Genomic DNA, 13,764 nt, shown 5'->3' with positions numbered 1-13,764 from the left:
GATTACGCCTCTACTTTTTCGACGCCGACAGCCGGCTCTGCGATATCAGTGGGTTCCGCCGTGAGGTCCACGGTGAGCGTTTCGCCCTTGACCAGGTCAGCGTTGGCAAGCAGGGCGTCGACGACGTTCTGCGGGGCCGTCACTGAGGTCCGGATGCGGTCGCTGACCTTCAGCCCGGCGTCCTTGCGTGCCTGCTGGATGGCACGGACCATGTCGCGCGCCAGGCCTTCGGCTTCCAGTTCGGGGGTGACCTCGGTGTTGAGGACGACGAATCCGCCGCCCGGCAGGACAGCGACTGCTTTCGTTGATTCAGCAGGTCCGCCCTCGGAATCAGCCACCACTGTCTCCAGCGTGTACTCCTGCGGTTCCAGCTGGAGCCCGCCGGCGGTGACCGTACCGGCGTCGTCCACGGACCAGTCGCCGGACTTGGAGCCCTTGATGGCCAGCTGCACGTTTTTGCCCAGGCGCGGGCCGGCGGCACGGGCATTGACCACCAGCTTCTGCTGGATGCCGAACTCCTCCGGCGAGGCAGTGGCCGCATCCAGCAGGCGGACTGAGCGGAGGTTGAGCTCATCGGCCACGACGCCGGCAAAACCGGTGAGCGCGTCGGCGCCCGGTGCCACGACCGTCAGTTCCTGCAGCGGCAGGCGGACACGGAGGTTTGCTCCCTTGCGGAGGGAGGACCCGGTGGAGCAGATCTGCTGGACCTTGTCCATGGCCACCACCAGGTCCGGGTTGGCCGGGAACAGGTTGGCATTCGGCCAGTCGGCCAGGTGCACGGAGCGGCCTCCGGTCAGGCCGCGCCAGATCTCCTCGGTGACCAGCGGCAGGAGGGACGCGGCCACGCGGGACACGGTTTCCAGTGCGGTGTACAGGGCGTCGAAGGCGTCCTGGTCCTCATCGAAAAACCGCTGGCGGCTCCGGCGGACGTACCAGTTGGTCAGCATGTCCAGGTAGCTGCGCAGTTCGTCGCAGGCGCCGGAGATGTCATAAGTGTCCAGCTGCACCGTCATGTTCCGGACCAGTTCGCCGGTGTTGGCCAGCAGGTACTGGTCCAGGGTGTCGGCGTACCCGTCGTAGCGGAGCTGGGCGTCATAGCCTGCGCCGCCCGCCGCGGCGTTGGTGTACAGCGTGAAGAAGCTGTACACGTTCCACAGCGGCAGGATGACCTGGCGGACGCCGTCGCGGATCCCCTGCTCGGTGACCACCAGGTTGCCGCCGCGGAGGATGGGGCTGGACATCAGGAACCAGCGCATGGCGTCCGAGCCGTCGCGGTCCAGCACCTCCGAGACGTCCGGGTAGTTGCGCAGGCTCTTGGACATCTTCTGCCCGTCGGAGCCCAGCACGATGCCGTGGCTGATGACGTTGCGGAAGGCAGGCCGGTCGAACAGCGCCGTGGAAAGGATGTGCAGCATGTAGAACCAGCCGCGCGTCTGGCCGATGTACTCCACGATGAAGTCCGCAGGGTTGTGGGTGTCGAACCAGGCCTCGTTCTGGAACGGGTAGTGCACCTGGCCGTAGGGCATGGAGCCGGAGTCGAACCAGACGTCCAGCACATCCTCCACGCGACGCATCACCGATTGGCCCTCTTCCGGAGTGCGGGGGTCATCCGGGTTGGGCCGGGTCAGGTCGTCGATGAACGGGCGGTGCAGGTCAACTTGGCCGTCCTTGTTCAGCGGCAGGCGGCCGAAGTCCGCTTCGATCTCGGCGAGGGAGCCGTAGACGTCGGTGCGGGGGTATTCGGGATCGCTGGACTGCCACACCGGGATGGGGCTGCCCCAATACCGGTTGCGGCTGATGGACCAGTCGCGGGCGTTTTCGAGCCACTTACCGAACTGGCCGTCCTTGACGTTGCCGGGGATCCAGTTGATCTCCTGGTTCAGTTCGGACATGCGGTCCTTGAACTTGGTGACTTCCACGTACCAGGAGGACACGGCCCGGTAGATCAGCGGGTTGCGGCAGCGCCAGCAGTGCGGGTAGCTGTGTTCGTAGCTGGCCTGGCGGACCAGGCGGCCCTGGGCGCGCAGCACCTGCGTGATGGGCTTGTTGGCTTCGAAGGCCTGCAGGCCCACGATGTCGTGAAGGTCGCCGTGCTTGAAGAGCGGGAGGAACTTTGCGCCTTCGTCAACGGAGAGGATCACCGGGATGCCGGCCTCCTCGCAGACCTTTTGGTCATCCTCGCCGTAGGCCGGGGCCTGGTGGACGATGCCGGTGCCGTCGGTGGTGGTGACGTAGTCGGCCACGAGGAACCGCCAGGCGTTTTCCATGCCGTATTTTTCGTTGTCCGCGAAGTCGTGCCACAGCGGCTGGTACGCCAAGCCTTCCAGCTCTGCGCCGGTGTGCGTGGAGCTGACGGCGGCCTGCGCTGCCTCGAAGTCGTCGTACCCGAGGTCCCTGGCATAGTTAGCCAGCAGGTCCGCAGCGAGCAGGAAGCTGCCGCTCACGGGTGCGTCGGCGGAGGCGGCTTTGATGCCGTTGGGTCCCGCGGGCAGTACGGCGTAGGTAATGGCGGGTCCGACGGCGAGCGCGGCATTGGTGGGAAGCGTCCAGGGTGTGGTGGTCCAGGCGAGCGCCTGCACGCCGGCGAGCTGCCGGGACAGTTCCGATTCGCCGGCAGTCACGGGGAAGGTCACCGTTACCGTCTGGTCCTGGCGGTTCTTGTAAACGTCGTCGTCCATGCGCAGCTCGTGGTTGGACAGCGGCGTCTCATCCTTCCAGCAGTAGGGCAGCACGCGGTAGCCGTTGTAGGTGAGGCCCTTTTCGTGGAGCTGCTTAAACGCCCAGAGGACGGACTCCATGTACTCGACGTTGAGGGTCTTGTAGTCATTGTCGAAATCCACCCACCGTGCCTGGCGGGTCACGTAGTTGCGCCACTCGTCGGCGTACTTCATGACAGAGGCGCGGCAGGCATCGTTGAACTTGTCGATGCCCATGGCTTCGATCTGGGTCTTATCCGTCATGCCCAGTTGCTTCATCGCTTCCAGCTCTGCCGGCAACCCATGGGTGTCCCAGCCGAAGCGGCGCTCCACGCGCTTGCCGCGCTGGGTCTGGTAGCGGCCCACCAGGTCCTTCGCGTACCCCGTGAGCAGGTGGCCGTAGTGCGGCAGGCCGTTGGCAAACGGGGGGCCGTCGTAGAACACGAACTCATTGCTGCCGGGTTCACCGCCGGGGACGTCCGCGCTGCGCTGGTCGATACTGGCCTGGAAGGTGCCGTCCTGGTCCCAGTATTTGAGGATGCGCTCTTCGATTTCCGGGAACTTAACGGAAGCGGAGACACCTGCACCGCTGGAGGAGGTGCCACTGGTGGCGGCTGAGGCCTTGGGGTAATACGTCATTCTCGACATCCTGGGTTGAGCTGGGCGAACTGCCGGCCGGGGCCGTCAGTTCCGTTCAGGATGCGAGGACGGTTGCCGTGCTGTCCGCCTGGACTTCACGCTCACCGCGGTACCACCTCACTTACCGGCGCTGCCAGTTCCCGGGGGAACAGGCGTGCTCCGGCCTCTCATTACTGCTGTGACGGGCTTACCCGTCCGGTTCTACTGACGCTTCCCACCTGGCCGGCGGTAAAGGCGTTCTTCCGGAAGCTCACCGGTGATAGCCGGGTCGTAGCCGCTTTCGAGTCTACTATTCCCGGGCCCGGGCCACCATTCCGCCTTCCGAAAGGCGAAAGTGCTTGCTGCGCGGAAGCGGGCTGCTGCCTAAACTCGACAGCATGGCTGGTTCTGCAGACATCCGCTCGCCTGAAAGGCCTGGTCCGGCTTACAAGTGGCTGTGGGTCCTCCTAATGCTGCCGAGTGGAAGTGTGTCCGTACTTCGCGCCATCCCGGCTGTGTGGCCTTCGCCCGTGGTTCAACTGCTTTCCTTCATTCCGTGGCTGGTTTGGCCCGTTACGGTGGGGCTCCTGCTTGCCTTGCTGGGAGGGAGCCGGTGGCGAACCCTGGTCAGCGCGGCACTGGTTGCCTGCCTCGTCTTCTGGCTGTTCCCGTTGACGCCAACTAAACCGGTTTCCGCCGGAGGGCCCACACTGGAACTAAGAGTAATGAGCCTTAACTCAAAGTTCGGTGATGCCGATGCAGGCACCGTTGTCCGTCTTGTAAAGGAGAACGGGGTAGACGTTCTTGCCATCCAAGAGCATTCCCAGGCTTTTCAGGACCGGCTGTCTGCTGAAGGCGTGCATGCACTTCTGCCGGAGAGTGTCACGGATCCCTCCAGTAACGCCGGTGGCAGCGCTGTGTACTCCCGCTTCCCCCTTGAGCTTACCGGACTTATTCCCGGCACTCCCTTCGCAATGCCCACATTGAGGACTACAGTTACATCGGCCGACCGGGCCGCCGTACTCGAGATAACCAACGTCCACACAGTGGCACCGGTCATTCATCAAGTGGACCAATGGCGCAGCGATTTGGCTGCCGTTAAGAAGGTGGCCGAGGGCGCCGGGACCCGACTCCTTCTGGGAGACTTCAACGCAACGTATGACCACACTGAATTTCGCGACCTCCTAAGCGGCGGACAGGGCTCGGGCCTTGTAGACGTTGGGATTGCGTCCGGTGCACGTCTGGTCCCCACGTGGCCTATGGATGGGCAGCTGGTGCCGGGCGTCACCATTGACCACATCGTGACAAGCCCGCGCATAGCAAGCTCAGGCTATGCGGTGCACCGGGTACCTGGAACTGACCACGCCGCAGTCATGGCCGTCCTTGGTATTCCTACAGATGAACATAACTCGGGCTCACTGGCCGTTCGCCATGGCTGGCTAACCCTTGCGGATGATTTTGTGGTTGGCGGCCTGGGCCACCGGACGGATCACGATCTGGTCCAGGTTGACGTGGTGCGGTGCAGTTACGGCGTAACGGACTACCTCCGCCACGTCTTCTGCCGTAAGCGGCTTCTCAACTCCCTGGTAGACCTTTTCGGCGGCCTGCGGGTCACCCAGCCGGTTCAAGGCAAATTCCTCGGTTTGAACCAGGCCGGGCGCCACTTCGATCACCCGGATGTTGTTTGCCACTTCCTCCAGCCGCAGCGCACCGGTCATGGCGTGCTGCGCGAACTTGGCAGCGTTGTAGCCACCCCCGCCCTCGTAGGCCGATATGCCCGCCGTGGAGGTCAGGTTCAGCACAGTGCCTTCGCCGTGGGCGCGGAGCATCGGCAGGAACGCCCTGGTGAGCTTCATGGTGCCCAGGACGTTGACACGGTACATCCACTCCCAGTCCTCGGTACTTGCGTCGCCGATGGTGTCCGCTCCCCTGGCTCCGCCCGCAATGTTGACCAGGGTGTCTATGCCCCCCGCTTCGGTCACCCGGGCAAGCAGCCGGGACACGTCGTCGTCCTCTGAGATGTCAGCAGGAAGCGCGACGGCGCCAGTCTCGGCTTCGAGGGCGGCAAGACGCTCTGCGCGGCGGGCCACCGCGAACACTGTCCACCCCTGGGTTGCCAGAGCGCGGACCGTTGCCTCCCCGATTCCGCTGCTCGCACCGGTTACCAAAGCTGCCTTTTCCTGGAAGTCCGAAGTCATGGCACCACCCTAGCGCCAGCCGTCCGGCGAAGGCCGGAAGCTGTGTCGGCCTGTGAAGCTGATGCCCGCGCTGCGCGGCTGATGCCCTCCGGCAGGCGGACGTGCGGGGACATGAAACAATTGGCAGATGGCTGAAGACACTCAGGGTACAGACACGCCCAACACCGCCCCCATCAACGTTCCGGACAAGCCGGCCCTTGAAGGCCTCGAAGCTGCCTTGACGCAGCGCTGGCTCGCCGAGGGGACCTACAAGTTCAACAGGGAAACCACCCGGGAGCAGGTCTATTCGATCGACACTCCCCCTCCCACCGCTTCCGGATCACTGCACGTGGGGCACATGTTTTCCTACACGCAGACCGACGTGCTGGCGCGCTACCAGCGCATGACCGGCAAGAACGTCTTCTACCCCATGGGCTGGGATGACAACGGCCTGCCCACTGAACGCCGTGTGCAGAACTACTACGGCGTCCGCTGCGACCCTTCTATTCCGTATAACGCTGACTACCAGCCGCCGGCACAGCCAGCCAAAAACCAGCGTGACTTCGACGTCGTCTCCCGCCGGAACTTCATCGAACTGTGCGAGGAACTTGCCGTCGAGGACGAGAAGGTCTTCGAAAACCTGTTCCAGACCCTTGGCCTGTCCGTGGACTGGGAACTGACGTACCGCACCATCGATGACAACTCGCGCGCAGTCTCCCAGCGGGCCTTCCTGGCCAACCTGGCTGCGGGCGACGCCTACATGGCCGAGGCGCCCACCCTCTGGGATGTCACCTTCCGCACGGCCGTCGCGCAGGCCGAACTGGAGGACCGCGAGGTGCCCGGGGCGTACTACCGCTACCCGTTCTTCACCGAGGACGGGGAGAAGATCTACATCGAGACCACCCGTCCCGAACTGCTGGCTGCCTGCGCCGCGCTGGTGGCGAATCCCGACGACGAACGGTACCAGCCGCTGTTCGGCAAGAAGGTCACGTCCCCGGTGTTCGGCGTCGAGGTTGAAGTTAAGGCCCACCCACTCGCCAAAGCGGACAAGGGGTCCGGCATCGCCATGGTGTGCACCTTCGGCGACCTGACTGACGTGACCTGGTGGCGTGAACTGCAGCTTCCTACCCGCGCCATCGTGGGGCGGGACGGCCGGATCATCAGCGAGGCTCCCGAATGGATCACCACCGAGATCGGCCGGGAAGCCTTCGCCGCCATTGCGGGCAAGACCGTCTTCAGCGCCAAGGAAGAGGTGGTCAAGCTCCTCACCGCTGCGGACCTGCTCGAGGGCGAGCCCAAAAAGATCATGCACCCCGTCAACTTCTATGAAAAGGGCGACAAGCCCCTTGAAGTGGTGACATCCCGCCAGTGGTACATCCGCAACGGTGGCCGGGACGAGGACCGGCGTGAGCGGCTTATCGCCCGCGGCCAGGAAATCGACTTCCACCCCGCCTTCATGCGCTCACGTTATGAGAACTGGATCTCAGGCCTGAACGGTGACTGGCTGGTCTCCCGCCAGCGCTTCTTCGGCGTGCCCATCCCCGTCTGGTACCCCCTGGATGCCGACGGCAACCCGGACTACGACTCCCCCATCGTGCCGTCCGACGACCAGCTCCCCGTGGACCCGGCTGCCGACGCCGCCCCCGGCTTCGATGAAGCCCAGCGCGATGTTCCCGGCGGCTTCACCGGCGACGCCGACATCCTTGACACATGGGCTACGTCCTCCCTGACACCTAAGATCGTGGGCGGCTGGAAGCGTGATGAGGACCTGTTCGCGAAGGTGTTCCCGTTTGACGTCCGGCCCCAGGGCCACGACATCATCCGCACCTGGCTTTTTTCCTCGGTGGTCCGTGCGGACGCCCTGGAGAACAGCGCCCCGTGGAAGCATGCTGCCATCTCGGGCTGGATCCTCGACCCGGACCGCAAGAAGATGTCCAAGTCCAAGGGCAACGTGGTGGTCCCCACCGACGTACTGGAGGAATACGGCTCTGACGCTGTCCGCTACTGGGCCGCTTCGGCGAAACTGGGGGCCGACACCGCCTACGAGATCGCCCAGATGAAGATCGGCCGCCGCCTGGCCATCAAGCTGCTGAACGCCTCGAAGTTTGTCCTGAACCTCGGCGCAACAGAAGCGTCGGTGCTCTCCGGCGATCTACCGGTACTGACCAACCCCTTGGACCGGGCTGTTCTTGCCCAGCTCGCGGAGGTCGTGGCCCAGTCCACCAGGGCGTTCGAAAACTACGATTACGCCCGCGCGCTGCAGATCACCGAAAGCTTCTTCTGGCAGTTCACGGACGACTACGTGGAACTTATCAAGGACCGGGCATACGGCGCCGCGGGTGAGGCCGAACAGGCTTCCGTGCTCGCAGCACTGGCCACCACCCTGGACACCCTGCTCCGGCTGTTCGCACCGTTCCTGCCCTTTGCCACTGAAGAGGTCTGGGGATGGTGGCGCAACGGCTCGGTGCACCGGGCGCCGTGGCCCGCACCGCTGGACGTTCCCATCGGTGACACCACGATGCTTGCCACCGTCGGTGTTGCGCTGAGCGGAGTCCGCAAGGCGAAGTCCGAGGCAAAGGTCAAGCAGCGGACAGAGGTTCTCTCGGCCACCATCACGGCCTCCGAAGCGCTTACCGCACAGCTGGAGGCGGGGCTTGGCGACCTGAAGGCCGCGTCGAACGCCCGGGAAATTACCCTGCTGGTGGGCGACGGCGACCTGACGGTGAGCGACGTGGCCCTGGCTGCCTCGGAGGAGCCGGCCCAGGCCTGACCGGACTAACCGTCCCAGGGCAAAGGGGAAGCCCCATCAGCGTTTTGCCGTTGGTGGGGCTTCGACTTTTTCGGCCATCTGGTGACGCCTTGATGGTCTGGCAGAATCCTCAGAATCTTCAGGTCTTCCTACCTCGTCACTGGTAGCCTGCTTCTAACTTTGCCGATGGCTGCGTTTGAATACATGTCACTGAATCTTTGGTTTCTGCGTCCCTCTTCTTTCGAAGGGGGTAAAACCATTCTTGTCCTGCCCTCGGGGAAGCACAAGAGCCCCGGTGAAACTACAAACGAGTAGTTCCAGCGGGGCTCTTCGGCTCCCTGCCGCGGGGCCGGCACCACATGATCAGTCGAATTCGGGCCGCCCTGTGCGGCTGCGCTTGAGTTCGAAGAAGTGCGGGTAGGAAGCGATGGCCGTGGTGGCGTCCCAAAGCTTGCCTGCATCCTCGCCCCGCGGGATCCTGGTGAGGACCGGGCCGAAGAACGCCGTGCCGTTGAAAGCGACCACAGGCGTTCCCACGTCCTCGCCCACCAGCGAAATGCCTTCTTCATGGCTTGCACGCAGATCGGCATCGAAGGCATCGGTAGTGGCGGCTGCCGCCAGGTCGGCAGGCAGACCGCACTCCGCCAGCGCCTTCGTGATTACGACGGCGCGGTCCTTCTCGCCGCGCTCGTGGATCATCGAGCCCATGGCGTCGTACAGTGCCTTAACCGCTTCCTGGCCGTAGTCCTTCTGCGCCGCGATGATGACGCGGACCGGGCCCCAGGCGTTGTCCATGGATTCCCGGTAGGCGGGCTCGAGGTCACGGCCCTCGTTCAGGACGGCAAGGCTCATGACGTGCCATACAGTTTCAATGTCGCGGACGCCCTCCACTTCGCCAATCCACCGGGAAGTGATCCAGGCGAAGGGGCACAGCGGATCGAACCAGAAGTCCGCCTTGTTCCGTGCAGGTTCAGTACTGGCAGCAGCTTCAGTCATGGAGAGTCCTTCCGGGGTGGGTGGCTGCGCAGGGGGCAGCCACAACTGGCGTAGTGGTACGCCGCCTGTATCAACACGAGGGCCCGGGCAGGCGCCGGATCAGGCAGACTTCCGGCGCTTGGTGACGTGCGGGATCATGGTGGGCTCGGCGCCGTTGAGGACGACGTCCTCGGTGATGACCACGCTGGCCACATCTTCACGGCTGGGAAGATCGAACATCACAGGAAGCAGCACTTCCTCCATGATGGCGCGCAGGCCGCGGGCACCGGTGCCGCGTTCCAATGCCTGCTCCGCGATTGCGTCCAGGGCGGTGTCATCGAACACCAATTCCACGCCGTCGATCTGGAACATCTTCTGGTACTGCTTCACCAGCGCGTTCTTGGGCGTGGAAAGGATCTGAATCAGGGCGTCCCGGTCCAGATTGGACACGGTGGTGATCACGGGGAGCCGGCCGATGAATTCGGGGATGAGTCCAAACTTCAGCAGGTCCTCCGGCATCACTTCGCCGTAGGAGTCGATCTTCTTGCTGGCCTCATTCAGGGGCGCGCCGAAGCCGATCCCCTTCCGTCCGGACCGCGAGCCGATAATTTCCTCGAGGCCGGCGAAGGCGCCGGCGACGATGAACAGCACGTTGGTGGTGTCGATCTGGATGAATTCCTGATGCGGGTGCTTCCGGCCGCCTTGCGGAGGAACGGAGGCAACAGTGCCCTCCAAAATTTTCAGCAGGGCCTGCTGGACGCCCTCGCCGGAGACATCGCGGGTAATGGAGGGGTTCTCGCTTTTACGGGAGATTTTGTCGATCTCGTCAATGTAGATGATGCCCTGCTCGGCCTTTTTGACGTCGTAGTCGGCGGCCTGGATGAGCTTCAGGAGGATGTTCTCCACGTCCTCGCCCACGTAGCCGGCCTCGGTCAGGGCCGTGGCGTCGGCTACAGCGAAGGGCACGTTCAGGCGGCGGGCGAGCGTCTGGGCCAGGTAGGTCTTTCCGCAGCCGGTGGGGCCGATAAGGAGGATGTTGGACTTGGCGATCTCGACGTCGTCATGATGGCCGCCCTCGGCCAGAGTGCCCGACTTCGGCGCGTGGCCGGCCTGGATCCGCTTGTAATGGTTATAGACGGCGACGGCGAGGGAGCGTTTTGCAGGCTCCTGGCCGATCACATATTCCTGCAGGAAGTCGAAGATTTCGCGGGGCTTGGGAAGCTCGAAGCTGCCGAGGTCTGCAACTTCCGCCAGTTCTTCTTCGATGATTTCGTTGCAAAGCTCAATGCACTCATCACAGATGTAGACACCGGGCCCGGCAATGAGCTTGCGCACCTGCTTCTGGCTCTTTCCGCAGAAAGAGCACTTCAGCAGATCCGTGCTCTCGCCAATCCGAGCCATATGTGAACCCCTTAGTATTTTGCTGCCAGGCAGCCTTGCACCGTTGCTGGAATCCCACCCAGCCTGCGTGGACCGGTTGTGACAACATCCACTCTAGGTCACATTCGCTTCCGAGGGTGGAAGGAAAAGGCCGGTGGAGCCAAATGATTGGCGCCACCGGCGCTTTACTTTACCGCTACCTGCTGATGGCCTGCGGTTTGATCTTGCGTGAATCCAGGACCTGGTCGATCAGGCCGTACACCTGCGCTTCTTCTGCGGTGAGGATTTTGTCGCGTTCGATGTCGTTGTTGACCTGTTCGGACGTCCGGCCGGAGTGGTGCGCCAGCGTGTCCTCAAGCCAGGACCGCATGCGCATGACCTCGGCGGCCTGGATCTCAAGGTCCGAAGCCTGGCCGCCCTGGCCGCCGGACAGCGCCGGCTGGTGGATCAGGACGCGGGCGTTAGGCAGGGCCAGCCGCTTGCCGGGCGTACCGGCGGCCAGCAGGACGGCCGCAGCACTGGCCGCCTGGCCCAGGCATACAGTCTGGATCTCGGGGCGGATGTACTGCATGGTGTCGTAGATTGCCGTCATGGCGGTGAAGGAACCGCCGGGCGAGTTGATGTAAAGCGTGATGTCCCGGTCCGGGTCCGTGGACTCCAGGACCAGCAGCTGCGCCATGATGTCGTCAGCGGAAGCGTCGTCCACCTGGACTCCGAGGAAGATGATGCGGTCCTCGAAGAGCTTGGTGTACGGGTCCTGGCGTTTGAAGCCGTAAGGGGTCCGCTCCTCAAACTGGGGCAGGACATAGCGGCTGGACGGAAGATTACCGGCGGACCACCCGAAGTTGTAGTTCATGTTTTTGTTGCTCCTGATCTGAGTGTTCTTGTGCCGGTTTAGTTCTCGGAGGCTGATTCGCCTGAGGTGCCGTTCGACGAGGTGCCGCCGCCGCCGGCAACGGAGCCTGCGTGGGCAGCGATCTTGTCGAAGAAACCGTATTCAAGCGCCTCGGTGGCGGTGAACCACTTGTCGCGGTCGTTGTCCTTGAGGATGGTGTCCACAGTCTGGCCGGTCTGTTCCGCGGTCAGTTCCGCCATCACCTTCTTCATGTGAAGGATGAGTTCGGCCTGGATCTTGATGTCGGAAGCCGTGCCGCCGATGCCGCCGGAGGGCTGGTGCATCAGGACGCGTGCGTTCGGGGTGGCGTACCGCTTGCCCTTGGTGCCGGAGGAAAGCAGGAACTGTCCCATGGAAGCGGCAAGGCCTGTGGCCACGGTGACGACGTCGTTCGGGATGAACTGCATGGTGTCGTAGATCGCCATGCCCGCGGTGACGGAGCCGCCGGGAGAGTTGATGTAAAGGTAGATGTCCTTTTCCGGGTTTTCCGCGGAAAGGAGGAGCAGCTGCGAGCAGATGGCGTTGGCGTTCTCGTCACGCACCTCTGAGCCCAACCAGATGATCCGCTCCTTGAGGAGGCGGTTGTAGATGTAGTTGTCCTGGGCTGCAGGATCGACAGTAGCCATCCGGGGGGCCTCTGCGTGCTGTGACATGTGTATTTACCTCTCACTGGTGACGGTGACATCACTGAAAATCTCTACTTGGACACTAACCGGTTTCACTGACGTTTTGTTCGCGCACCGTGGGCTGTTCGCTGACGGCGCACGATCGGCGGGCCCCTGCTGGAAGCACGCTCCGGTCCAACGCAGACGGCCCCCGGATCCAGGGATCCGGGGGCCGTTCGAAATGCTTTACAGCAAGGAACCGCGTTTACGGCAAGGACTAGGCCTTGGCCTCTGCCTTGTCTTCCTCGACAGCAGCCTCGGGTGCTTCGGCTGCGTCGTCGGCCTCCACTGCCGGAGCTTCCTCTTCACCGCCGGGGTTGACGAAGCTGGTGAGGTCAACGGTCTTGCCCTCGGTGTCGGTCACTGTGGCCTGCCCGAGGACAACGGCCAGCGCCTTGCGGCGGCGGACCTCGGAGACCATCATGGGGACCTGGCCGCTCTGATCGATGATCTGGGCGAACTGGTTGGGGTCCATGCCGTACTGGCTGGCGGTGGTGACGATGTAGTCGATCAGCTCGTTCTGGCTGACGTTGACTTCTTCCTTCTCCGCGATGGCGTCGAGGATGATTTCGTTCTGGAAGGCGCGGGCAGTGTTGGCCCGGACCTCTTCGCGGTGCTCCTCGGTGTCGTGCTCGCCCTCACCGTGGCCGTTGCCCTCCTTGAAGTGGGCTTCGAGCTGCTCTTCGACCACCGAGTCCGGAACGGGAACCTCTACCAGCTCAACGAGCTTGTCCAGGACCTTGTCGCGGGCTTCGACGCCCTGCTCCACAACCTTGGAGTCGGCCGCCTGCTTGGCGAGGTCTTCGCGGAGCTCGGCAAGGGTGTCGAACTCGGACGCCAGCTGGGCGAAGTCGTCGTTGGCCTCGGGGAGTTCGCGCTCCTTGACGGCCTTGACCACTACCTTGACCTGAGCTGCTTCGCCGGCGTGGTCGCCGCCCACCAGGGTGGTGTTGAAGATGGCGTCTTCATCAGCGCTGAGGCCGGTGACGGCTTCGTCGAGGCCCTCGAGCATGGTGCCGGCGCCGACCTGGTAGGACAGGCCTGCGGCGGAGTCCACCTCTTCGCCGTCGATGCTGGCGTTGATGTCGATGGTGAGGAAGTCGCCGTCGGCAGCGGGACGGTCCACGGACTTCAGCGTGCCGAAGCGGCCGCGCAGTTCGTCCAGTGCCTTGTCAACGTCTTCATCCGAGGACTGGGCTGCAGCAACTTCAACCTGGATGCCGGCGTAGTCCGGAAGTTCGATTTCGGGGCGGACGTCAACCTCTGCCTGGAACTTCAGTTCGCCATCGGTGGAGGTGGGGTCTGGAACCTCGGTGATTTCCACCTCGGGACGGCTCAGGGGGCGGATGCCGGATTCCTGAACAGCGGACTGGTACCAGCCGTTGAGGCCTTCGTTGATGGCGGTTTCCAGGACGTAACCGCGGCCAACGCGCTGGTCGATGAGCTTGGCCGGCACCTTGCCCTTACGGAAACCGGGGACCTGGATCTGCGAAGCAACGGTCTTGTAGGCCTCGTCGATGCTGGGCTTCAATTCCTCAAAGGGGACCTCAACATTGAGCTTGACCCGCGTGGGGGTGAGGTTCTCGACAGCGCTCTTCACGGTCTAAGT

General features: G+C 63.5%; 8 protein-coding genes and 1 pseudogene. 2 read left to right on the top strand and 7 right to left on the bottom strand.

Features of this window, described 5'->3' with window-relative positions; genetic code table 11:
* Positions 1-2 precede the first annotated feature (2 nt).
* The gene (ileS, locus tag AC5RVN_RS03605) at positions 3-3,335 is read right to left on the bottom strand and encodes an isoleucine--tRNA ligase (protein ID WP_494137110.1); all 3,333 of its coding nucleotides are present in this window, start codon (positions 3,333-3,335) and stop codon (positions 3-5) included.
* 377 nt (positions 3,336-3,712) lie between these two features.
* Here ileS and AC5RVN_RS03600 point away from each other — a divergent pair.
* Positions 3,713-4,666: pseudogene (locus AC5RVN_RS03600) on the top strand (endonuclease/exonuclease/phosphatase family protein); the annotation flags it as partial.
* An 87-nt stretch (positions 4,667-4,753) separates the two neighbouring features.
* Here AC5RVN_RS03600 and AC5RVN_RS03595 read toward each other — a convergent pair.
* Positions 4,754-5,512, bottom strand: coding sequence for an SDR family oxidoreductase (locus AC5RVN_RS03595; RefSeq protein ID WP_494137109.1), 759 nt, complete (start codon positions 5,510-5,512; stop codon positions 4,754-4,756).
* Positions 5,513-5,639: 127 nt separating this feature from the next.
* On the opposite strand from AC5RVN_RS03595, the gene valS reads away from it, so the two are divergent.
* Positions 5,640-8,261 (top strand): valine--tRNA ligase, encoded by a 2,622-nt coding sequence (gene valS, locus AC5RVN_RS03590; RefSeq protein ID WP_494137108.1) that lies wholly within the window; start codon positions 5,640-5,642, stop codon positions 8,259-8,261.
* Positions 8,262-8,603: 342 nt separating this feature from the next.
* Here valS and AC5RVN_RS03585 read toward each other — a convergent pair whose 3' ends face one another.
* From AC5RVN_RS03585 to tig, 5 genes are all read right to left on the bottom strand, one after another.
* Complete coding sequence (locus AC5RVN_RS03585) at positions 8,604-9,236, bottom strand: mycothiol-dependent nitroreductase Rv2466c family protein (protein ID WP_494039896.1); 633 nt, start codon at positions 9,234-9,236, stop codon at positions 8,604-8,606.
* A 99-nt stretch (positions 9,237-9,335) separates the two neighbouring features.
* The gene (gene clpX / locus AC5RVN_RS03580; RefSeq protein ID WP_494137107.1) at positions 9,336-10,616 is read right to left on the bottom strand and encodes an ATP-dependent Clp protease ATP-binding subunit ClpX; all 1,281 of its coding nucleotides are present in this window, start codon (positions 10,614-10,616) and stop codon (positions 9,336-9,338) included.
* 175 nt (positions 10,617-10,791) lie between these two features.
* Positions 10,792-11,451, bottom strand: a complete 660-nt coding sequence (locus AC5RVN_RS03575) for an ATP-dependent Clp protease proteolytic subunit (protein ID WP_494039898.1) — start codon at positions 11,449-11,451, stop codon at positions 10,792-10,794.
* A gap of 38 nt (positions 11,452-11,489) precedes the next feature.
* Positions 11,490-12,116, bottom strand: coding sequence for an ATP-dependent Clp protease proteolytic subunit (locus AC5RVN_RS03570; protein WP_494040145.1), 627 nt, complete (start codon positions 12,114-12,116; stop codon positions 11,490-11,492).
* A 256-nt stretch (positions 12,117-12,372) separates the two neighbouring features.
* Complete coding sequence (gene tig, locus AC5RVN_RS03565) at positions 12,373-13,755, bottom strand: trigger factor (protein ID WP_494137106.1); 1,383 nt, start codon at positions 13,753-13,755, stop codon at positions 12,373-12,375.
* Positions 13,756-13,764 lie beyond the last annotated feature (9 nt).

The organism is Arthrobacter sp. sptzw32, from assembly GCF_059089735.1.
This window is presented reverse-complemented; position numbering and strand designations above follow the sequence as displayed.

Excerpts from the sequence above, each read along its gene's own strand:
- ileS (WP_494137110.1), bottom strand. The coding sequence starts at position 3,335 with ATGACGTATTACCCCAAGGCCTCAGCCGCCACCAGTGGCACCTCCTCC.
- AC5RVN_RS03595 (WP_494137109.1), bottom strand. The coding sequence starts at position 5,512 with ATGACTTCGGACTTCCAGGAAAAGGCAGCTTTGGTAACCGGTGCGAGC.
- valS (WP_494137108.1), top strand. The coding sequence starts at position 5,640 with ATGGCTGAAGACACTCAGGGTACAGACACGCCCAACACCGCCCCCATC.
- AC5RVN_RS03585 (WP_494039896.1), bottom strand. The coding sequence starts at position 9,236 with ATGACTGAAGCTGCTGCCAGTACTGAACCTGCACGGAACAAGGCGGAC.
- clpX (WP_494137107.1), bottom strand. The coding sequence starts at position 10,616 with ATGGCTCGGATTGGCGAGAGCACGGATCTGCTGAAGTGCTCTTTCTGC.
- AC5RVN_RS03575 (WP_494039898.1), bottom strand. The coding sequence starts at position 11,451 with ATGAACTACAACTTCGGGTGGTCCGCCGGTAATCTTCCGTCCAGCCGC.
- AC5RVN_RS03570 (WP_494040145.1), bottom strand. The coding sequence starts at position 12,116 with ATGGCTACTGTCGATCCTGCAGCCCAGGACAACTACATCTACAACCGC.